The sequence below is a fragment of the Nostoc sp. genome, from assembly GCF_036919575.1.
GTDB lineage: Bacteria > Cyanobacteriota > Cyanobacteriia > Cyanobacteriales > Nostocaceae > Nostoc.
The window spans coordinates 98,838-119,465 of record NZ_JBALBY010000095.1 but is presented as its reverse complement, the minus strand read 5'-3'; the positions used below and the strand labels follow the sequence as shown (position 1 = coordinate 119,465).

20 protein-coding genes, 1 tRNA gene and 1 riboswitch are annotated in these 20,628 nt (G+C 42.7%); of the genes, 9 read left to right on the top strand and 12 right to left on the bottom strand.

From position 1 onward, the window contains the following. Nucleotides 1–58: 58 nt before the first annotated feature. The 3 genes from V7K27_RS24545 (at nt 59) to V7K27_RS24535 (ending at nt 2,856) form a co-directional block, all read left to right on the top strand. Nucleotides 59–132, top strand: a tRNA-Asp gene (locus V7K27_RS24545). 303 nt (nt 133–435) lie between these two features. Beyond that, nucleotides 436–1,878: a glutamate--tRNA ligase gene (gene gltX / locus V7K27_RS24540; protein ID WP_334950754.1), complete on the top strand. Its 1,443-nt coding sequence runs from the start codon at nt 436–438 to the stop codon at nt 1,876–1,878. A gap of 483 nt (nt 1,879–2,361) precedes the next feature. After that, entirely contained in the window at nt 2,362–2,856 is a 495-nt protein-coding gene (locus tag V7K27_RS24535; RefSeq protein WP_334950753.1) for a hypothetical protein, read from the top strand. A 94-nt stretch (nt 2,857–2,950) separates the two neighbouring features. On the opposite strand, the gene V7K27_RS24530 is transcribed toward V7K27_RS24535, so the two are convergent. Further along, nucleotides 2,951–3,493 (bottom strand): hypothetical protein, encoded by a 543-nt coding sequence (locus tag V7K27_RS24530; RefSeq protein WP_334950752.1) that lies wholly within the window; start codon nt 3,491–3,493, stop codon nt 2,951–2,953. A 1,011-nt stretch (nt 3,494–4,504) separates the two neighbouring features. On the opposite strand from V7K27_RS24530, the gene ftsH2 reads away from it, so the two are divergent. Then, on the top strand, nt 4,505–6,391 hold the full coding sequence (gene ftsH2, locus V7K27_RS24525; protein ID WP_334950751.1) for an ATP-dependent zinc metalloprotease FtsH2: 1,887 nt from the start codon (nt 4,505–4,507) through the stop codon (nt 6,389–6,391). Nucleotides 6,392–6,715: 324 nt separating this feature from the next. Here ftsH2 and V7K27_RS24520 read toward each other — a convergent pair whose 3' ends face one another. The 3 genes from V7K27_RS24520 to V7K27_RS24510 all read right to left on the bottom strand — a co-directional run bounded on the left by V7K27_RS24520 (nt 6,716) and on the right by V7K27_RS24510 (nt 7,702). After that, nucleotides 6,716–7,123, bottom strand: a complete 408-nt coding sequence (locus tag V7K27_RS24520) for a type II toxin-antitoxin system VapC family toxin (RefSeq protein WP_334950749.1) — start codon at nt 7,121–7,123, stop codon at nt 6,716–6,718. Between the two features lie 2 nt (nt 7,124–7,125). Further along, nucleotides 7,126–7,365, bottom strand: coding sequence for a DUF2281 domain-containing protein (locus tag V7K27_RS24515; RefSeq protein WP_334950748.1), 240 nt, complete (start codon nt 7,363–7,365; stop codon nt 7,126–7,128). 151 nt (nt 7,366–7,516) lie between these two features. Continuing rightward, nucleotides 7,517–7,702 (bottom strand): hypothetical protein, encoded by a 186-nt coding sequence (locus V7K27_RS24510; RefSeq protein ID WP_334950747.1) that lies wholly within the window; start codon nt 7,700–7,702, stop codon nt 7,517–7,519. Nucleotides 7,703–7,906: 204 nt separating this feature from the next. Between V7K27_RS24510 and V7K27_RS24505 the strand changes: the two genes are divergently transcribed. Both V7K27_RS24505 and V7K27_RS24500 read left to right on the top strand, forming a co-directional pair. Further along, nucleotides 7,907–8,452, top strand: a complete 546-nt coding sequence (locus tag V7K27_RS24505; RefSeq protein ID WP_334950746.1) for a hypothetical protein — start codon at nt 7,907–7,909, stop codon at nt 8,450–8,452. 214 nt (nt 8,453–8,666) lie between these two features. Beyond that, a complete protein-coding gene (locus V7K27_RS24500) occupies nt 8,667–9,278 on the top strand; it encodes a hypothetical protein (RefSeq protein ID WP_334950745.1) in 612 nt (203 codons plus the stop codon). Between the two features lie 241 nt (nt 9,279–9,519). Here V7K27_RS24500 and V7K27_RS24495 read toward each other — a convergent pair whose 3' ends face one another. Further along, nucleotides 9,520–10,830 (bottom strand): aminopeptidase P N-terminal domain-containing protein, encoded by a 1,311-nt coding sequence (locus tag V7K27_RS24495; RefSeq protein WP_334950744.1) that lies wholly within the window; start codon nt 10,828–10,830, stop codon nt 9,520–9,522. A 612-nt stretch (nt 10,831–11,442) separates the two neighbouring features. Here V7K27_RS24495 and V7K27_RS24490 point away from each other — a divergent pair. Continuing rightward, entirely contained in the window at nt 11,443–12,684 is a 1,242-nt protein-coding gene (locus V7K27_RS24490; protein WP_334950743.1) for an FG-GAP repeat domain-containing protein, read from the top strand. A gap of 401 nt (nt 12,685–13,085) precedes the next feature. Here the strand turns inward: V7K27_RS24490 and V7K27_RS24485 are convergent, their stop codons facing one another. The 5 genes from V7K27_RS24485 to V7K27_RS24465 all read right to left on the bottom strand — a co-directional run bounded on the left by V7K27_RS24485 (nt 13,086) and on the right by V7K27_RS24465 (nt 16,112). Next, on the bottom strand, nt 13,086–13,853 hold the full coding sequence (locus V7K27_RS24485; RefSeq protein WP_334950742.1) for an MBL fold metallo-hydrolase: 768 nt from the start codon (nt 13,851–13,853) through the stop codon (nt 13,086–13,088). A gap of 3 nt (nt 13,854–13,856) precedes the next feature. Then, nucleotides 13,857–14,456: an anthranilate synthase component II gene (locus tag V7K27_RS24480; RefSeq protein ID WP_334950741.1), complete on the bottom strand. Its 600-nt coding sequence runs from the start codon at nt 14,454–14,456 to the stop codon at nt 13,857–13,859. Nucleotides 14,457–14,783: 327 nt separating this feature from the next. Beyond that, the gene (locus V7K27_RS24475) at nt 14,784–15,239 is read right to left on the bottom strand and encodes a diacylglycerol kinase family protein (RefSeq protein ID WP_334950740.1); all 456 of its coding nucleotides are present in this window, start codon (nt 15,237–15,239) and stop codon (nt 14,784–14,786) included. 150 nt (nt 15,240–15,389) lie between these two features. After that, the gene (gene ybeY / locus V7K27_RS24470; protein ID WP_334950771.1) at nt 15,390–15,917 is read right to left on the bottom strand and encodes an rRNA maturation RNase YbeY; all 528 of its coding nucleotides are present in this window, start codon (nt 15,915–15,917) and stop codon (nt 15,390–15,392) included. A 39-nt stretch (nt 15,918–15,956) separates the two neighbouring features. Next, the gene (locus V7K27_RS24465) at nt 15,957–16,112 is read right to left on the bottom strand and encodes a DUF3285 domain-containing protein (RefSeq protein ID WP_012408076.1); all 156 of its coding nucleotides are present in this window, start codon (nt 16,110–16,112) and stop codon (nt 15,957–15,959) included. Between the two features lie 6 nt (nt 16,113–16,118). On the opposite strand from V7K27_RS24465, the gene V7K27_RS24460 reads away from it, so the two are divergent. Beyond that, entirely contained in the window at nt 16,119–16,283 is a 165-nt protein-coding gene (locus V7K27_RS24460) for a hypothetical protein (RefSeq protein WP_334950739.1), read from the top strand. 124 nt (nt 16,284–16,407) lie between these two features. Here V7K27_RS24460 and prfB read toward each other — a convergent pair. Beyond that, nucleotides 16,408–17,527 (bottom strand): peptide chain release factor 2 gene (gene prfB, locus V7K27_RS24455; RefSeq protein ID WP_334950738.1). Its coding sequence is split into 2 segments (ribosomal slippage): nt 16,408–17,454 and nt 17,456–17,527, totalling 1,119 coding nucleotides; the frame shifts between segments, so codons are not numbered across the junction. 326 nt (nt 17,528–17,853) lie between these two features. Further along, nucleotides 17,854–19,044, bottom strand: a complete 1,191-nt coding sequence (locus V7K27_RS24450) for a sensor histidine kinase (protein WP_334950737.1) — start codon at nt 19,042–19,044, stop codon at nt 17,854–17,856. Between the two features lie 427 nt (nt 19,045–19,471). Continuing rightward, a riboswitch (cyclic di-AMP (ydaO/yuaA leader) is annotated at nt 19,472–19,665 on the top strand. Between the two features lie 97 nt (nt 19,666–19,762). On the opposite strand from V7K27_RS24450, the gene ntrB reads away from it, so the two are divergent. After that, a complete protein-coding gene (gene ntrB, locus V7K27_RS24445; protein ID WP_334950736.1) occupies nt 19,763–20,614 on the top strand; it encodes a nitrate ABC transporter permease in 852 nt (283 codons plus the stop codon). Nucleotides 20,615–20,628: the final 14 nt, after the last annotated feature.

The window sequence follows — 20,628 nt, the reverse complement described above, 5'->3', positions numbered from 1 at the left end:
CTCCAAAGCACTTGACAAGTAGAAAATAAATGGCGATAATAGCAAAGTTGCCAAACAAGGGACTGTAGTTCAATTGGTTAGAGCACCGCCCTGTCACGGCGGAAGTTGCGGGTTCGAGCCCCGTCAGTCCCGTTCTAAATTTCTAGTCCCTAGTTTTGTTTTGGTTGGAGAGCCAACTTTCAGCAAATCTAAGTTGGGGTACTTCATATATAAGTTACATTTATAAGAAGAATTCAGAACTCAGGAGTCAGAATTCAGTATGAATTCTGTAGGATGGGTGATGAATATTGGTTAAAAGCGAGTGGAATGGTGGGCGAAAAAAATTAAAATATTCTCGCCTTAAAACTCTATTCCTTTATGGGTAGAGTATTCTGAATTCTGAATTCTGAATTCTGACTCTTGATTTATCATGCTTTGCGAAAGAGAGAACTAACTGTGACTGTCAGAGTCCGTATTGCACCGAGTCCAACCGGAAATTTACATATTGGTACAGCTAGAACGGCTGTATTTAACTGGTTATTTGCCCGCCACCACGGTGGGAAATTTATAGTGCGAATTGAAGACACAGACCTAGAGCGATCGCGTCCCGAATACACCGACAATATTCTGGAAGGACTGCGCTGGCTAGGACTTAACTGGGATGAAGGGCCATTTTTCCAATCCCAACGCCTGGATCTTTATAAAGAAGCAGTACAAAAACTGCTAGATCAAGGATTAGTCTATCGCTGCTACACCACTTCCGAAGAACTAGAGGCTCTCAGGGAAGCCCAAAAAGCTAGAGGTGAAGCTCCTCGCTATGACAACCGTCACCGCAACCTCACGCCAGAACAACGCGCCGCATTTGAAGCAGAAGGTCGCTCTTCTGTGATTCGCTTTAAAATCGAAGATGGGCGGGAAATTGTCTGGAATGACTTAGTAAGGGGGAAGATGTCTTGGCGAGGTAGCGATTTAGGTGGTGATATGGTCATCGCCCGCGCCTCAGAAGATGGTAGCGGTCAACCTTTATACAACTTTGTCGTTGTGGTGGATGACATCGATATGCAAATCACCCATGTCATCCGGGGAGAAGACCACATCGCCAACACCGCCAAGCAAATTCTGCTGTATGAAGCAATGGGTGCAAAAATCCCAGAGTTTGCTCACACGCCACTGATTTTGAACACGGAAGGACGCAAGCTTTCTAAACGAGATGGTGTCACTTCCATTTCTGAGTTTCAGCAAATGGGCTTTACTGCTGAAGGCTTGGTGAATTACATGACATTGCTGGGTTGGTCGCCACCAGACTCGACGCAAGAAATATTTACCTTAGAAGCAGCAGCCAAAGAATTTGGTTTTGAGCGTGTAAATAAAGCAGGTGCAAAGTTTGACTGGGACAAGCTGGATTGGTTGAACAGTCAGTATATCCACAAGACGCCGATAGATAAACTCACAGATTTAGTCATACCCTATTGGCAAAAGGCTGGGTATAAATTTGATGCTGGAAGAGAACGCCCCTGGTTAGAACAGCTAGTAACTTTAATTAGCCAGAGTTTGACTCGCCTGGTAGATGCAGTACCTCAAAGCCAACTGTTTTTTAGCGACACAGTTGAATTTAGCGAAGAAGCTAGTACACAACTGAAGCAAGAAGGTTCTGCTGCTGTCCTTGAGGGGATTGTCACAGCTTTGGAAAACCAGCCGCAACTGTCAGAAGCCGCCGCCCAGGAGATTATTAAACAAGTGGTGAAAGAGCAAAAAGTCAAAAAAGGCTTAGTGATGCGATCGCTCAGAGCAGCCTTAACTGGAGATGTTCATGGCCCCGACTTGATCCAATCTTGGTTACTACTAAATCAGATTGGTTTAGATAAGTCACGCTTGAGTCGGGCATTAAATAATTCGTAATTCGTAATTCGTAATTCGTAATTCAGTTTTTTAGCGGGGGACTTAAACCCACCGAATTTGGTTAACAGAAGCTAATTAGCGATTACCATAATTAAAGAAAACAAGACTATATCTAATAGTCAAATGCCACGTTGATGAAACACTTAACAGCATTGTTTTCAAGTAAGCACGAGTACTTTAGTACAAGTGGGTAGAGGCTGTTTGACTCAGCCCACACCGTTCTAGGTGTCAAGAATCCCATCTGCTTTTAGCTGTGGGAGAAGTCAATTCCAGATTTTAGAAATATTTTAGATTTTAGGGGCGCACAAACGTGCGCCCCTATTCATCAGGTAGAGCAACTATAGGAACAAAAAATCATTCACTAATTACTAATGAATTATCCCCAACTTCAAATCTAAAATAGGTAGTAAATTCTCCTCACATTGGGAACTTGGTGTGTAAAATTCATGTCTTCAAAGACACTTAGAGGCGAACGTAATTACAATGCCAACAAAAGCGCTCAATAGAGTGATGAGATTATCATTCATGATAGTTACGCTCTGCATCACATCGACAGTTAATGCTGTCACTGATGCTCAGGAAGCGCCAGCGATATTTGGAGATGTCACCATTGGCCCCCAGTTTTCGCCAGACCCCCTGACAGTTCGCGGGATGAGTGGTGGTTCAATATCTGGGAGTCAAGTAGCCGGGAGGAGTGAAACAGCCACTGGTCCTTGTACTGGATTTGTTGATGAAACACCAGACCACACATTAGCGCTAACAAGTAAATTTGACTACCTGAAGCTGCAAGTGCAAAGTCCTGAAGACACCACCATGATTATCAAGGGACCCGGTGGTACTTGGTGCAATGACGATTTTGATGGCAAAAATGCCGGTATGGTTGGTGAATGGCTGGCTGGAACTTACCAAATTTGGGTTGGTTCTTACGAAAAAGGCAAGTATCTTCCTTACACTCTACAAATTACAGAAGTTAAGTAGGGTATTGGGGTAAAGGAGGAGATGGAGACAACCTCTGGAATACGGTTTAGTTTGTACCTCATATCAGCTACGCTATATCTACCCCATTTTGAGGTTAAGCTGAATTTGCTTTGACACGCTGTCCTGTAAATGGGAACGTCCCTACAACTGAGCCTTTCTCTTCTAATGGATTGGCGTTTAGAGCAAAGGAACGAACCGTAATTGTCCCTTTTACTGCCTGAGTCAGTCGATGAAACGTAGCACGAATATCGGATCGAGCAATGTCGTTGGCTCCGTCGGGTCCTGAGAAACCGAAGTTTATTCCTGTAGCGCTAATATCTTGGTTGCCAGTGCAGGTATATGCACCTTGTGTATCACCGAAAGGGTTGAAGGCTTCTTTTACACCGCCTTGATTCGAGTCAATCACAAAAAAGTTACCGTCTGGCGTAAGTGTAATCACACCACGAGATGCCAATTGACCCTTTGCGTCAAAGATTGTCGTCAGATATGTACCTGTAACAAAACTACTACATTTATTTGAAAATAAGGTTTGTGCTTTGGATTGGGCTGCGACCAAGTGTGGTTTAAAAATACCCGTAATGGCAAGTACTGACAACAGACAAATCGTCAACATGACGAAAATTCTATTAGTTTTCATCGCAGAGCCTTTATTTTACAAACTCAATACTGAGTGCTGAGTCCTGAGTGCTGAATGAAGAAAAGTACTCAGCACGCTCTGTACTTGGTAAAAGCCCCGCAAGCAAGAAAGTAGGCCGAATCTTCTTATCGGGAGAAGGTTGATACCCTGCCCCTTGTGGGCGGTCTTTCAACTATAAGCCGAGGCACTCGGAACTCAGCACTCTTCATAGAAAGCGGCGGGAAACTCCATCCCCAGGTGTCTGTAGAGGGATAGCCGCCCCACCGCTTTAGTCATTAGTCATTGGTCATTGGTCATTGGTACTAATGACTAATGACTAATGACTAATGACTAATGACTAAAAACTCCATCCCGCAAGTGGCGTGGAGTTTTTTATGATATTGCCGATTTTATCCGTCTTCGGGGGTATTTGAGACCATTTATAAAATAAATCTTTAGAAAGCAAGACGACAGTCCAAGGTCATAAGTGACAATTTAAGGTCATGAACAATTTGTCAATAAGCAATAGGGCTTAAAATTATGCTGAAAATCGGGGTAGAAAACACAACTTTAAACCTGGCGATCGCTCGCGTGATTTCACGTTTATCCAGGCTACTTTTGACAAAATTTCCCCATGATTAAATCCACATCGCCACACTTAAGTACTTGTTACCAAAGTTACTTCTATCTGATAACAGTATTTTTTCACAAATGATTCCGAATTGCTATGGTAATGAATTTTTGACAAGCCTGGTTTCTGGCTTGCAATGGCGATTTGGGCGGCTTCTCTCTCAAAGTTATCTACAAATTCTCTGCTGGTTAATCCAAGCTGTATTAAAATTAAGTTAACTTTGATTAAGATTCTTCTTGGCATCGCCATAATGCGCCGATCGCTCTATGGGAGTGCATATAAGAGATCAAATTAAACAAAATGGATTTATAAACATCCGTTTAACAGCTTAAAGTGACAGAGTGATCAACATTCGGTTGCTAAGGCTGATGAGTTGTATAGGCATCTAGAGGCAAATTAACATGAAATTCTCCTGGAAAGTCCTAGTACTCTGGACATTGCCGGCTTTGGTAATTGGCTTTTTCTTCTGGCAAGGAGCCTTTGCAGGCGCTCCTGTTGACGCGAGTAAGAATACAGCTAATACCCGCATGACTTATGGTCGCTTTCTAGAATACTTGGACGGCGATCGCGTCACCAGCGTAGATCTGTACGAAGGCGGTAGGACAGCAATTATAGAAGCTCGCGATCCAGACATCGAAAACCGTGTCCAAAGATGGCGGGTGGATTTGCCTATTAACGCTCCTGAGTTAATCACCAAGCTCAAAGAAAAAGACATTAGTTTTGATGCTCACCCCATGCGGAATGATGGCGCAATTTGGGGATTGTTGGGCAATCTCATATTTCCAGTTTTATTGATTACTGGGCTGTTCTTTTTGTTCCGGCGTTCTAGCAACCTCCCCGGCGGGCCAGGTCAAGCGATGAACTTCGGCAAATCCAAAGCGCGTTTCCAAATGGAGGCAAAAACCGGGGTCAAATTTGACGACGTAGCCGGAATCGAAGAAGCTAAGGAAGAATTGCAAGAAGTCGTCACCTTCCTCAAACAGCCAGAAAGATTTACCGCAGTAGGCGCACGCATTCCCAAGGGAGTGCTGTTAGTTGGACCTCCTGGAACTGGTAAAACTTTACTAGCAAAAGCGATCGCTGGCGAAGCAGGCGTACCTTTCTTCAGTATTTCCGGTTCGGAATTCGTGGAAATGTTCGTTGGTGTGGGTGCATCCCGCGTCCGCGATTTGTTCAAGAAAGCTAAAGACAACGCCCCCTGCATCATCTTCATCGATGAAATCGACGCCGTTGGACGCCAACGGGGTGCTGGTATCGGTGGCGGTAACGACGAGAGAGAGCAAACCCTCAACCAATTGCTCACCGAAATGGACGGGTTTGAAGGTAATACAGGCATTATTATTATTGCTGCCACCAACCGTCCCGACGTACTCGACTCAGCCTTGTTGCGTCCTGGTCGCTTTGACCGCCAAGTAACAGTCGATCCACCCGATATCAAAGGGCGTTTGGAAATCTTGCAAGTCCATGCGCGGAATAAGAAACTAGACACTAGCGTATCTTTGGATGCGATCGCTCGCCGCACTCCTGGATTCACTGGTGCTGACTTAGCCAATTTACTCAACGAAGCGGCAATTCTCACTGCTAGAAGACGCAAAGAAGCGATCACCCTCCGCGAAATTGATGATGCGGTGGATCGGGTAGTCGCTGGGATGGAAGGTACTCCTTTAGTGGATAGCAAGAGCAAGCGCTTAATTGCATACCACGAAATCGGACACGCCTTAGTTGGGACTTTGTTAAAAGACCATGACCCAGTACAGAAAGTCACGCTGATCCCACGAGGACAAGCACAGGGTTTAACTTGGTTTACTCCCAATGAAGAACAGGGATTAATTTCTCGTTCTCAGTTAAAAGCTCGAATTACTGGTGCTTTGGGCGGTCGCGCTGCCGAAGAGGTGATTTTTGGGGCTGCGGAAGTTACCACTGGTGCAGGTGGAGACTTACAACAGTTGTCGGGAATGGCACGGCAAATGGTGACGCGGTTCGGGATGTCAAACTTAGGCCCACTTTCCTTAGAAAGCCAACAGGGAGAAGTCTTTTTGGGTCGTGACTGGACAACCCGATCTGAGTATTCCGAATCCATTGCCTCGCGCATTGATGGACAAGTTCGGGAAATTGTTGAACAGTGCTACGACAATGCTAAGAAGCTGATCCGCGATCATCGCACTGTCACCGATCGCTTAGTCGATCTGCTCATCGAAAAAGAAACCATTGACGGCGAAGAATTCCGCCAGATTCTGGCTGAGTACGCTGAAGTACCTGAGAAGCAGGAGTATGTACCGCAACTGTAATAGGTGACTCTTTTCTGGCTACTATCTGGAAATGAGTAAAGAAGCAAAAAATCGAATGAGGATGCTATGTGCCATCCTCATTTTTTTTAGCTCTACCGTACTCTTCTTAGCTAGGTAGGATTTTTGGGAGTTTGGCGGCGGTTGATAAGGCAAAATCAAGGATAATCAATGCGATGTTCTTTGACACAAGCGTTTATCTGTTTTTTTGCTTCATCAATTGTCTACAGTTGTAGACAATTGATGAAGCTGCGGCTCAGAAGATTCTGGCGATGAAGCCTCCTAATTAAAACTGATGTCTGATGATACCAGAAGTATTAACCCAAGTCATTCCCAGAATCGGAAAAATCTGTTTGTGTGTTGGCGATTTACTGAGTTTAGTGTATTTTGCGTTAGTGATGTGTGTAATGATATAACGCCAATTTCTTGTAGTTGAGTTGTTTTGCGTTTACTCTTTTCTTTGGCTGCAAATCTTTTAATAATTTCCGACTTGAAATCTCCGTAAATTTCTGCCGTTTCATCATCAATTGGATAAATATCAATTCGGTTGAGAAATGCGTGAATTTTGATGAGATTTGCAGTTTTTTGTTGGGAGTTTTGTGCCATGAATCTGAGTTCACCTGCGACAATAGCACTGGTGGCGAGTGTAACCTTACCTAGTTCCCGAAAGTGATTGACAACTTTTGGTTCACCTTCTATCAAAAAAGTGCAATGATTTGTGTCAAGCAAATACATTCTTAAAATTCCAGTGACATACGAGTATCATGAACAAGCTGAAGACATTCTCTGATATCATCACCTGACCAAGTTCCGGCAAATTCTAGTAAATCTTCAGCTGTAGAACCACGTAAGTTATTTGTACTTGACTGTTTTGCTGTATGACTGGTTTTGATTTCTCGAATAAAATTAAGTGCTTCTGTTAACAATTGTGGTGGTAAAGTTTCTATTTCTTGGATTAATAATTCTTTGCTAGTCATCTTCTACCTCTAATCATCGTCCTTACTTTCCACATTGTAAACGGTAGGAATAGCGAAACAAAAACAGTCGGCGTATCTGCTTGAGTTTTAGCAATACGCCCTAATGCACCCATTACAGAACCTTTATCACTACCATTGTCATCCCAACCCGTTACAATATCCCAAAATAAAAGCTTCGAGGTGGCTGGGATATTTGTGTGAGTTGATGTAAGACTTGTTCAACAGGTTCTTCTTCGACACTTACAATATACAGCAGTGGATAACGGGCGCGGATCATTAAGTCTAACTGCTGGAGCAATTGTTGATGAGGCTGCTCATTTACAACATTATTCATCATTTAACACCCAATTTTCGGTGCTTGAAGAATTGGTGGGAAAAGTCAGCATAAGTAGTACAAAACTCCTAATCTCGGCTAAGGGAAATGCTTACTTGCTATTGTTCCCATCTGTACCAAGAAAGTCACAGCTTGCGTTAAATTCAGTATGGTCTTGCTGTAATTGGCTATTGTATATAAACATATACCCCTTTTTATTTGCAGAAAATGAATAGCAAAGCTAAATTATTGACTCTTAGTACCGTAATGCTTGCTCTTTCTTCTCTAACTGTCAGCACAGTTGTAGCACAGGCAAAACTAACAAACCAGTCTAAATTGTTCATCAATGGTATCGGACAAGTAAGAGTTGGGATGACTGTTTCCCAAGCGGCAAAAGCTACTGGTATTAAGCTAATTGGCGAATCACCGAATAATAGTTGCTACTACGTTAAGCCGCAAAACGAACCCAAAAATCTTTTGTTTATGGTTACAAAAGGTCGCATTTCTAGAGTAGATGTGCGTCATAATACCCAGATTACTACCCTCAAAGGTGCAAAAATTGGCGACACTGAAACGCAAATCAAGTCTTTATACCCAGGACAAATTCAAGTCACACCTCATAAATACGTCCAAGGCGGACACTACTTGACATTTGTACCGAAAGACAAATCTGACCAGAACTATCGTATAGTTTTCGAGACTGACGGTAAGCGTGTTACTCAGTTTCGGTCAGGTAAATTACCGGAAGTCAAATATGTTGAGGGCTGTTCTTGATGTGAGATATCATCAAACTCAGTTCTTTAACTTTTGCAAGTTGCGTAGCTTGCCGTCGTAGGCATCGCTGCATTTTACTCCAGTACAGTTCAGTATTTCTTGCTTTTCTTCCTTTGCGTTCTTTGCGTCCTTTGCGGTTCGTTAAAAAAATTGACTTTGACAAAGAGTTAAGCCTTAACTGAATCGGATTGCACTTTACTCCCAAGATGATCCAATGCCGTACAGCGCCTTTAATCTTAGCAAAGTAAAAACCGACTTTAAATTAATCTTTGTTGAAAATCAAGATTTATTTGGGGATGTACAGGCAGTTTCTCCTAGTGAATATCTAAATTTGATTTTCTCTGAACATCTACCTTTGGTGACAGCAATAAATACAGAAAAAGCTCGTTCTGAACTAATTATTATGCCTGTTTTAATTGAAGTTAAACGCTTCTTTAAATACCAAATTAGTATATTTTCTGGCTCAGAATTTAATGTAGATGCTTCTAAAGGCTTAGAAGGACGCTGTGATTTTATTCTCAGTTGTTCACCAGAACAATATGAAATTACTAGCCCCGTGGTGACTATTGTGGAAGCTAAAAATGAAAGTATTAAATCTGGTTTAGGACAATGCATTGCGACAATGATTGCATCTCAACTATTTAACCAACAACAAGGAAATATTATCAATGAAATTTATGGTGTAGTCACAACAGGAACAGATTGGAAATTTCTCAAACTTTGTGACAATACCATCTTTATCGATAAAAACGATTACTTTATTAAAGAAATAGATAAAATCTTAGGAATTCTGACAACGACTCTCATGGCTTGTCCGCAATTTTAGCTTAGGGATGGTGTGTACCATCCCTATGTTTTGACTAATTCTGTGGGTTTAAGTCCACCGCTTCTTCTTGCGAATTACCAATTATATCATGTCCGCTTGATTACTTACTAAACCCCAAGAACCCCACCCCGCCAAAGCTACGCTTTGTCTCCCCTCCCCGCCGGCGGGGAGGGGCTGGGGGTGGGGTGCAATGACTGTGGGAATGATAACTAATTATCGGGACTTGATATTACAAATTATTTTATCTTTCCACTTCATCCACTGCTTTGGGAACTCCCGCAGTTAATACCTCATGTCCATCAGATGTAACTAACACATCATCCTCAATACGAATACCAATGCCAATCCATCGAGGATCAGTCTCTGGTTGGTCTTCTGCTAGTTTGGTGTCAGGCACAATATATAGTCCTGGTTCTACTGTCAAAATTTGACCTGGTTGTAAAATCTGCGGTTTATCTTCACCGTGCTGGTAAACCCCCGCATCATGGACATCCAAACCTAACCAATGACTGGTGCGGTGCATATAATATGGTTTGTATTTTTCTTCTTCAATTAACTTGTCAATTTCACCTTTGAGAATGCCAAGTTCAACTAAACCTTCGGTGAGGACGCGCACTGCTGTATCATGAATTAATTTGAAGGGATTACCTGGTTGAACTTGAGCGATCGCTTGTTTTTGTGCCTCCAAAACAATCTCATACAGCGTCTTTTGTTCTGGCGTAAATTTACCCCCAACAGGAAACGTCCGGGTAATATCTGAGTTGTAATAACCGTAGGTACAACCGGCATCAATTAGCAGTAATTCTCCATCCTGCATTTGACGATTATTTTCAATGTAGTGCAGTACGCAAGCATTCACGCCAGAAGCCACAATCGAAGGATAAGCGGGGCCTAACCCACCCCGCACTCGAAAGATGCGTTCCATCTCCGCCTGTATTTCATACTCATAACGTCCGGGTGCGGCGATTTCTTGCGCGTAATTGTGTGCAACAGTAGCGATCGCAACTGCTTGACGCATTAATTCCAATTCAGCTTCACTTTTAATTAGTCTCATGCTGTTGAGGACAGTCCCAGTATCTTCAATAGCGATCGGCCCTGTACCGCGCTTAGGATAAGTCCGCAGCAAACTTTGGTAATGTCCCAGAATTTGATCATTGAAGGCGCGATCGCGTCCTAAGTGATAGTAAATCCGACTGGCTTTTTCCAAATACTGCGGTAACTTTTCATCTAACTCGCTAATCGGGTACGCTTCATCAGCGCCATAAATTTCCTTCGCTGCATCTACCCCAGAAAGATAACCAGTCCATACTTCCTTTTCGCGATCCTTCGGTTGGACAAACAGCACAAACCGATGTTCTGAATGATGCGGCGCTAACACTGCAACTGCCTGTGGTTCGTTAAAACCAGTCAGGTAGAAAAAATCACTGTCTTGGCGATAAACATACTCGACATCGTTGTGCATCACTGCCATTGGCGCACTGCGAAAAATGGCTGTGCCATCACCAATTTTTGCCATTAACTGCTGGCGACGCTGCCGATATTCTGCTTGCATAGCTGATGTATATATGAAAGTATTGTGTTATTTTACACTTTTGACAACTAGATGATGCACAGATCATGCTTCTCCGTAGTTGCTAATCTAAGTTATTCTATCCAATATTTGTTTAAACTGAAGTCATAAATTATTAGACATCTCCAGAAATTAAATATGCGTTATCCATAACCATCTGAAAAACCTCTCTCTAAATCTTTAGGAGAGAGACTTTGAATTTTCCCCTTTCCCGTGTCGGGAAGGGGGTTAGGGGGTTAGGTTTTTCATGGGCTATTTCCAGATGACGTGAAAAGTCAGAGTCAGAATTATATATATGTGTATGTTTTAATTCAACATTTGCAATGTCAAATAAAATAAATAAGATTTTACAATTTTATCTCTAAATCATCACATAGATAAGGCACAAAAAATATTTTATAATTGCTTATATAGAACTTGAAAATTTTATAAAAATCGTTTAAAACAAACAGATGTTTATCTTTAAAGAATGACATTAATAAAGAAAAAATAGTTATAAAGAAATCTGGAAAACCTGGTAAATGTTATTTAGTTACAGAAAGAGACTATCAAAAAAAGTTAAAAAAATATGATAACCAATCATAAAAATACCCCATGTCTGTAAATACAAATTCCTCACCCTTAACTTTGAATACATCTGGATGGGCATCAGACTCTTTTGCAAAATCACAAATCTTGACATCTTCTTTTGAGAATTTAAATTTTGATTCGGGGTTTTTGAATAAGAGTTCCTTCCAAGCACTAGAAAGTCAACCGTTGACTCAGCCTATCAAAACGTCAGCAAATCCCAATCCTAATCCTTACTTAACTAGTGCGGCGATTACTCCTGACTTTAACGGTGATGGCAAAACGGATAAAGTATGGGTCAATTCTACAACCGGTGAGATTATCATTCGGTTGATGGATGGAACAAAAGTTCTCGAACAGGGTTCTCTAGGTAATTTCGACCTATCCGCCTATGATTATAAAATTGCTGACTTCAATGGTGATGGCAAAACCGACTTCTTATTACGCAATAAGACAACCGGCGAGAATAGCATTGTGCTGATGGATGGCACAAAAGTTGCTAATGCGGCTGCTCTAAGCAGCGTTGACCCAGCTTGGACTCCTGAGATTGGCGATTTCAATGGCGATCGCAAAACCGATATCTTCTGGCATAATGCCACAACTGGTGAGAACGCTATTTGGGAGATGGATGGCACAACAGTTCTGAATGCAACTGTTTTAGATAAAACAGACCCAGCACTAACTCCTAGCATTGTTGATTTCGATGGTAATGGCAAGAGCGACATTTTCTGGCGCAATCAGACAACCGGCGCTAACACCGCTTGGTTTATGGATGGTACGCAAAAGACTGAATTGGCGCTGCAATCACAAGATGCCGCCTGGACTCCTACCCTTGGTGATTTCAACGGCGACTATAAGACTGACATTCTCTGGAGAAACGCTCAAACAGGTGAGAACAAGGTTTGGACGATGAATGGGATCTTAGTCACAGAGGGTGCTTTGAAGACACTTGACCCAGCCTGGACTTCTAAAATTGGCGATTTCAACGGCGATGGCAAGACCGATATCTTCTGGCACAATGGCACAACTGGTGAAAACACCGCTTGGTTGATGGATGGTACAACAGTTGCTACTGAAGCTTTCTTACCAGCTAATAATCCAGCCTTGACACCATCCCTTGGCGATTTCAACGGCGATGGTAAAACCGACATCTACTGGCGCGATCAGACAGCAGGTGCAGACAGCATTTGGACTCTAGATGGGACAACAGCCACTCAGAATCCCATCAGCGATGCCGATAAGCTTACCCCAGAATGGTATACATTCTAAAATCAGAATTCAGAATTCAGAATTCAGAATTCAGGAGTCAGGAGTTATATCATGTCCGGGTAATTAGTTATGATTCCATAGTCATTGCACCCCACTCCTTAATCCCCTCTCCGCAAGCGGGGCTACGGTGTACACACAAGTCTGAAATAGTTTACTCACCTGGTTTTTTGCGTCAGTTTTACCCCACCCTAACCCTCCCCTTGTAAATGGGAGGGAACTAGATTCCTGTTTCCCCCCAATATATCGGGGGGATTAAGGGGGGTTATTTGACTTGTGTATACACCGTAGGCTCTTTGGGAGGGGAGACATAAGCACAGCTTTGGCTCTTTGGGGTTCTTCGGGTTTAATAAGTAATCAAGTGGACATAATATTAGGAATTCTTCTCCGGCTTCCCCGGCTTCTCAAAACTTGTAACTCAAAACCTGAATCACGCTATTTTCCGGCAAATCTTTAGGGCTAATGGAAATACTATCTCCGTTGCTACGCCGCACTGTCATACCTTTCATCAACGTCAGAAAATCATCGAGTGGCGAAAGATTGCATGTAGCAGCATCAGCCGCCTGTGTCCGGTAATGGGTGGGAATCACTAGCTTGGGATTTAACACTTGAACCGCCTGCTTTGCTTCCTCAGCATTGTAGGCTTTTGCACTGCCTCCCACTGGAATAAATGCCACATCAGGACGCCCCATCAGGATTTTTTGCTCAATGGAAATGGGTGCAGCAGCTCCCCCTAAATGTAAAATATTAATTCCGCCTTGCTTCCAACTCCAAGCAGTATTTAAGCCAAACTGCCTACCACCTTTGCGATCGTGGTCTATGGCAATTCCTTGGAACTTAATGCCTTTAAACTCGTAAACTCCTGGTTCGTAGATGAGTTTTGCATTTCCCGGTAGTACGTCCACAGCACCTTCATCCAGCAGTTGGCTGCTAATTAGTACTAAATCTGCTGCAACTTTTGGTAGACGATACCCAGCAGTACAGCCGACCGCCCGAAATGGATTGACGAGAATTTTCGCACCGCTACCAGTAAAAAGAAAGCAAGTATGACCCAACCACTGAACTGATAAACCGCTAGATTGTGCATCAGCTTGAGATTCAGAACCCAAGTTAGTAACTAAAGCTGTTACCAACCCCGCCCCAGCATAGCCCATCAACTGTCGTCGTTTCATTAATTATGCTCTTGACTGTAACTGTTCCAGAAAATTTCGCAATAACTGTTTTCCTGAAGATGTCAGGACACTCTCTGGGTGAAACTGGACGCCCTGAATGTGAGGATAGTTCCGGTGTCGGACTCCCATAATGGTGTTATCTTCAACCCAAGCGGTGATTTCTAACACATCTGGGCAAGTCTCACGTTCGATCACCAAACTATGATATCTGGTGGCGGTTAGAGGATTTTCCAATCCCTGGAACACCCCCACCCCATTGTGAGACACCTGAGAGGTTTTGCCATGCATCAACTCTGGAGCCGGAATTATTTTACCACCGAATACTTGACCGATGCTTTGATGTCCCAAACAGACACCCAAGATTGGCAACTCTTGGCCTAGCTGTTCAATCAATTCTAAAGAAATGCCAGCATCTTCCGGGCGACCTGGCCCGGGAGAAATAACCACGGCTTCCGGCTTTAATGCCCGAATCTCATCTATGGATATTTTGTCGTTACGAAAAACTTTAATATCATCTGCCACTGGGAATTCTGCTGCCAATTCCCCCAGATACTGCACTAAATTATATGTAAAACTGTCGTAATTGTCGATAACTATAATCAAAGCTCATCACTCCTGGTTTTTACCACTCATCAGTTGCAAAAAGCATAGACCAATATCTCATGCTATTTGTTCGCTAGGGTAAAATAATGCTAACGTGGATGCGTAAATATAAAGCGGCTACTCTACGATAAGCCAGTTCCTAAAGATTACCAAGTAACCCTTTAGCCAGGATGCTTGGCGTCGCAGCTACGCCCGTCGTAGACATCGCATTATTTAAATTTGGAATAGCTGATAATGTGTTCTCCAAAGGGGATCGGATAGAGTCTGCTCTCTTACCGAGTCACTTGCCGATACCTGCGGTGGGCTGTTCGGTGACGCAAATCACATCTATAAAGCCGATATAATTAACCTTACCAGAGGAGGGAGCAATAGCGTACCAGCTACCAGCACCGCTACCAAAGCAGAGACAAGGACTGCACCAGCCGCACAATCTTTAGCAATTTTTGCCAAATCATGGTATGTCTGCTTAACGGTTAAGTCTACAAGGGACTCGATCGCGGTATTTAGTAACTCTAATGCCAAAACTAAACCACTAGTTATGCCAATTACAGCTATTTCCACCGCTTGCAGATGCAAAAAAACGCTTAAACCGATTGCCAAAGCGCAAACACTTACGTGGATGCGAAAATTACGTTGAGTTTGAAAACTATAGCTGATTCCAGCCCAGGCATATTTAAAACTAACAAATAAATTAGAGGCTACTTTCCAGGAGAATTCCCGTTCGTTAGACACGAGTGTTTGTAACGAGGTGGGCGTTGGTGATGGAGAAATTTTTTGGGACATAGACTTAAAAACACAAGAACAGAGTTGCTACAGTGGGAATATTCGCCGATCTTAATGGCGGAATTAACTTTGAGACAATATTTAAGCAATTTTCCCCAAAAGTATTATAAAAGTATTGCCCAAAATTGGCACTAAGAGATACACATACTGCTATTCCATGTCAATAGCAATACCTATTGCGTTCAGCAATTTCACTTGCTGTTCTAACATTCGCCCCAAACTTTCTTCATCAGGATGATCCCAGCCCAACAGATGTAATAATCCGTGAGCAGCTAACCAGGCTAGCTCAGTTGATAAACTATGTTCCTGCTGTTGAGCTTGACGTTGTGCTGTATCTACAGACACAATAATATCACCTAAGTATAATGGTATAGAGGCAAGCATTTCTTGGCTTTGAGGAAAATCCACCTCCAAAGCAGCAAAGGCTAAAACGTCTGTGGGTTTATTTTGTTGACGATATTGGGCATTCAGTTCTTGAATTTGCGAGTCATCTGTCAAACGCAGCCCGATCTCATAACTTGGCGCTGGCGGAATATGAGGGTGAAGTATTTCTAACCAGCGATTAAACCAGTTTTCCCAAGTTTCAGGAGTAATTCGGGAATGAGTATCCCCAATCTTTACAGATGTTGTCGGGGACAACTCGTAAAAATACTCCTCCACATATAGTTCAACTCTCAGGGGCACACACTCTCCTAGTCTGAGGTTTACGGTTTGTCGTTAGTGAGTTAGGTAAGCAAGACCAACAAGGAGAGCTAGAAGCCCTACGGCAGTCAACGCAAAATGTTTAAGGGAAGTTGCACCCTTCCGCACCATGTTTCGCATGGCGAGTTTTACGTAGCTAGGTTGAGGTTCTGTTGAAGGAGAGTTGCTCATAGTTATTTGTCTACAGACTCTTTTATAACTGTAACAGTTGGTCTGGCACAGAATTGCGATCGCTGCATGTTGCTATGGGATTTCTTTAAAAACGCACTAATGATATGGGGTGCGATGCGATCGCGCTCATCTTACAGCAGAAATCATCTATTTGAACCACATCTGTTGTAGGGGCACAGCATTGCTGTGCCCCTACCGCGTGGTCTATTTACCTGAAAATAGCTGTAAATGCGAGAAAATAAATCATCGGTACTAAGTAAAAAAATACCTAGTACCGATTGCTAATTCCCAATTATCAGGGAGTGCTTTCTACCAGTTTATTTTCTTGGCGCAGATAAGCTTGGATGAATGTATCAAGTTCGCCATTCATCACATCGCCAATCCCGGTTGTTTCGGTATTTGTACGTAAATCTTTCACCATCTGGTAAGGGTGAAACACATAGTTACGGATTTGGTTTCCCCAGGAGGCTTCCACCATATCGCCACGAATTTCGGCAATTTCTTGGGCGCGTTGCTCCTTGGCTATGACCAACAGCTTTGCTTTGAGACGATTTAAGGCTTTCTCTTTATTTTGCAGCTGCGATCGCTCTTCTGTACAGCGCACGGCAAGACCGGTAGGAAGGTGAACCACCCGTACTGCTGTTTCTACTTTGTTGACATTCTGCCCACCTTTCCCACCAGAGCGAGTTGTGGTGATTTCCAAATCCTTGTCAGGGATGTCCAACTGTACAGAGTTATCGATCTGTGGCATCACTTCCACCCCGGCAAAACTGGTTTGTCGCTTGCCGTTAGCATTAAAAGGTGAAATCCGCACTAAGCGATGTGTACCCATCTCCGATCGCAAGTAACCATAAGCATAACGACCAGTAATTTCTAGGGTTGCCGATTTAATTCCGGCTTCATCACCCTCTGACTCTTCTGCTAAAGTTACCTTATAGCCGTGAGCTTCGCCCCAACGGGTGTACATCCGCATCAGCATAAATGCCCAGTCTTGAGCATCAGTGCCACCAGCACCAGCGCTAATCGTCAGTACAGCACCTTCCGCATCATAGGGGCCAGAAAGTAACTGTTGTAACTCCCACTGATCCAGGTCACGATTGAGTTTAGTGATGGTAGATTCCGCTTCTTGCAGTAGTGCTTCATCGGTTTCTAACTCCAATAACTCAACAACTGCCTTAGTATCTTCTAGATTCGTATGCCAGCGATCGTATTGCTGGAGGTGGGCTTTCAGGTCGTTGAGTTCTTGCAGCGTTTGTTGGGCTTGGGTTTGGTCATCCCAAAATTCTGGTTGAGCGGATATTTTTTCCAGGTCTTGAATTTTGGCTGTCAGTGCAGGTACGTCAAAGATAGTCCTGGGTTTTACCCAGGCGGCCAGACAACGTTTCGATTTCGCGTTTGAGTTCTAAGACTTCCATAGTGCTTGCTGTAATGATAGATAGAGCGCTTTGGAGAAAGAAAATTGCTCTTTATTCTACTATTTATTAATTTTAGCTGTATTTGGGCAAATTATCTTTGCACTAATTATATAGGACTCCTGTTTGATTTCTGAAAAATCTCGGTAGTCTTGTACTGAACCCTCTAGCCTAAATGTAGGTTGGGTGGAGGCTTTGCGTAACCCAACATCCTGATAATCAGTTGGGTTGCGCTCCACTCCACCCAACCTACCTCTACGTCTAATGCACTTATTCCCTATTCCCTACTCCCAGCCTACGCAAGTCAGATAAAAATCCGAGAAACTTTCTCAAATCTTCGCTTCTAAGGGCAAAATTACGGTAAAAGTAGAACCTACGCCTACCTCGGAAACTAAGTTAATTTGACCTTGTAGTAGTTTCACCAACCGCGAGACGATCGCTAACCCCAATCCAGTACTATCAGGAAGATAGGAACGATCGCTAGAACTGACGCGAAAGTAGGGTTCAAATATCTGCGCTTGGTTTTCTGGTGCAATGCCAATTCCAGTGTCAGAAATTGCGATCGCCCATTTCTGGTTCTCCAACACCTGACATATTATAATAATAGTCCCCGACTCTGTATAACGAATTGCATTACTAATAAGATTTGTGACAATATGTTGGAATTGAAAAGAATCTGTGATTAATTCTTTGGGAAGGCGATCGCAATCTACGACGATTTTTAAATTTTTCCCAACTGCTAAAGGTTCCAACATTTCACATACATTATTAATTAATTCACGCACATCGGTAGGCGCTAGTTGGAGTTTTATCTGCCCTGCGTCATACCGCGAAAGTTCTAATACATTGTTAATCAGGTGCAGTAATTGTCTACCATTGCGTAGCACGCGCTCAATATGTTCTAAATTGGCAGAAGTGTCTTTCACCTCCGTCTTTCGTCGTTGTTGACGTAAAAACAAATCCGAGTAACCAATAATAGAAGTTAGAGGATGTTTCAATTCGTGGGCGAGTTGGGAAAGATACTCTTGATTAGCGTTAATTAAGCGTGTGAGTTCCTGATTATGGAGCGTTAGTGATGACTGCAACTGCTGTAATTCTCGCAACCTCTCTTCAACATAACTCTTAAAACACCGAGCGATCGCTTCATCTACAATTGCGTCTATCAAACGCATGGAACGAATTATCTCTGATGGGGTTCCACTCAATAAATCTGCTTGTAGAGCATCAAATATTACTGTTCGCAGCAGATGATATTCTCTGGCAATTTCTCCTGGGTCAAACCCTTGTTCAGCTCGAATAGCTCCATGCTCGAAACTGGCAATAACTATCGACTGAATATCATTATCCTGGGATTTTGAAAGCACTGTCACCATAGCTTTCAAAACATCAGGGATATGATTTTTGATCGCTGTGTAAGATAAGTCATCAGCGCTTTCAATTCGTCTATCCTTGCGAACTGCTACAATCCATTGATCAAGGATGGTGTCCCCTTTTTCAGCCAGTACTTGACTAAAATCCATTATGTTAAATTCAGCTAGGAGATAGATAAGTAAACTTCCATATCCAAATAGTTTAGCGAGTGCAGTCGTTTTTTACCAGAATTAGCGATTTAATTAACCTATCAAAAGAAATAGATTTTATATGTTTTTTTGTTTGCTGGATTAACTATCAGTGTATAAAATTTGCAAAGTATAATATAATTCTTATTAAGAAATGTTAATCAAAGAGGTAACAGACTTGATGATTGATTCAACTATTGTTGTTTAGCTCTCTGTGCAATGGGTTCAGTCACAATACAACTAAAATTATCAAAAATTATAAATGTTGTTAATTACCGAAAAGCAAAGAGACACACTTGATTTTGGTATTGAAATAAACAACATTTATCAGAATGCAGCTGGCTTTTACTGAGCATTGATGTTATATTGTTGATAACTAGTATCCATTAGAGTAAGTCAGCCTAATCCATCACATCACAGTACGTGAGGTTGGAGCGGAGGAACCAAATTGTGGGGCGTATCTCAGAGAAAGTGAGAAGTTACTTTACTAAATATTCAACTCATAACTCATAACTTTCTTCAGAAGGGCATCTTTCAGCCCTAGCCCGTCAGCTAACTTCGTAGGCATTGAGAGGAGACTGAAGAGACGACATTTTTATAATGTTCCGATCTCATCGGTGTCCAAGGCTGGTACTGCTCAAATTTTTTGTACCTGCACTTAAATCTGTTGAGGTCGTAAATGATATTTCAACTAAATTTGGTTGCGATCGCAGCGATCGCTGGACAAGCCACTTGGAAAAAGGCAAAACCTGTCATCTTTAGAGATGTCTTCATTTTACCTGTATTGGGTTTCTTGGGAATAATTGTGTTGTGGTGGATTGTTGCACTTGCCAACCATGAATTGATGCCTACCCCACCAGAAGCGCTAATCGCTAATCTAGACTACATCTTAAATCCCTTCTACCAAAGAGGGCCAGGCAACTTGGGAATTGGTTGGTTGTTGATAGCAAGTCTGCGCCGGGTATTACTAGGCTTTTTGTTAGGTGCAGTAGTAGCGATTCCTCTGGGGTTTCTAATTGGCATGTCCAGACCGGCAATGTTAGCGCTCAATCCGATCATTCAAATTTTTAAACCCGTATCCCCCCTAGCTTGGCTGCCCATCGCCTTAGCAATTTTCAATTTAGCAGATCCTTCAGCGATTTTTGTAATTTTCATTACCTCCTTATGGCCGACAATTATTAATACCGCTTTAGGAGTTTCTAGCGTTCCCCAAGATTATTTAGATGTAGCACGAGTGCTGGAAATGCCTCGTTGGAGACGAATTACAAAAATCATCTGGCCTGCAAGTTTGCCGTATATTTTTACAGGTTTACGAATTAGTTTAGGGATAGCTTGGCTAGTAATCGTCGCCGTGGAAATGCTCACAGGCGGTATTGGTATCGGCTTTTTTGTGTGGGATGAATGGAGTCGCTTAAACCTGAGTTCAGTGTTTTTAGCTGTGTTGATAATTGGTTTAACTGGGTTAATCCTAGATTACGGCGTGGGCAAAATCCAAGAATTAATAACTCGCCGCCCGACAGCTTCTAACTAAGGGACTGACAAATA

Excerpts from the sequence above, each read along its gene's own strand:
- V7K27_RS24535 (WP_334950753.1), top strand. The coding sequence starts at position 2,362 with ATGCCAACAAAAGCGCTCAATAGAGTGATGAGATTATCATTCATGATA.
- V7K27_RS24530 (WP_334950752.1), bottom strand. The coding sequence starts at position 3,493 with ATGAAAACTAATAGAATTTTCGTCATGTTGACGATTTGTCTGTTGTCA.
- ftsH2 (WP_334950751.1), top strand. The coding sequence starts at position 4,505 with ATGAAATTCTCCTGGAAAGTCCTAGTACTCTGGACATTGCCGGCTTTG.
- V7K27_RS24520 (WP_334950749.1), bottom strand. The coding sequence starts at position 7,123 with ATGTATTTGCTTGACACAAATCATTGCACTTTTTTGATAGAAGGTGAA.
- V7K27_RS24515 (WP_334950748.1), bottom strand. The coding sequence starts at position 7,365 with ATGACTAGCAAAGAATTATTAATCCAAGAAATAGAAACTTTACCACCA.
- V7K27_RS24510 (WP_334950747.1), bottom strand. The coding sequence starts at position 7,702 with ATGATGAATAATGTTGTAAATGAGCAGCCTCATCAACAATTGCTCCAG.
- V7K27_RS24505 (WP_334950746.1), top strand. The coding sequence starts at position 7,907 with ATGAATAGCAAAGCTAAATTATTGACTCTTAGTACCGTAATGCTTGCT.
- V7K27_RS24500 (WP_334950745.1), top strand. The coding sequence starts at position 8,667 with ATGCCGTACAGCGCCTTTAATCTTAGCAAAGTAAAAACCGACTTTAAA.
- V7K27_RS24495 (WP_334950744.1), bottom strand. The coding sequence starts at position 10,830 with ATGCAAGCAGAATATCGGCAGCGTCGCCAGCAGTTAATGGCAAAAATT.
- V7K27_RS24490 (WP_334950743.1), top strand. The coding sequence starts at position 11,443 with ATGTCTGTAAATACAAATTCCTCACCCTTAACTTTGAATACATCTGGA.
- V7K27_RS24485 (WP_334950742.1), bottom strand. The coding sequence starts at position 13,853 with ATGAAACGACGACAGTTGATGGGCTATGCTGGGGCGGGGTTGGTAACA.
- V7K27_RS24475 (WP_334950740.1), bottom strand. The coding sequence starts at position 15,239 with ATGTCCCAAAAAATTTCTCCATCACCAACGCCCACCTCGTTACAAACA.
- V7K27_RS24465 (WP_012408076.1), bottom strand. The coding sequence starts at position 16,112 with ATGAGCAACTCTCCTTCAACAGAACCTCAACCTAGCTACGTAAAACTC.
- V7K27_RS24450 (WP_334950737.1), bottom strand. The coding sequence starts at position 19,044 with ATGGATTTTAGTCAAGTACTGGCTGAAAAAGGGGACACCATCCTTGAT.
- ntrB (WP_334950736.1), top strand. The coding sequence starts at position 19,763 with ATGATATTTCAACTAAATTTGGTTGCGATCGCAGCGATCGCTGGACAA.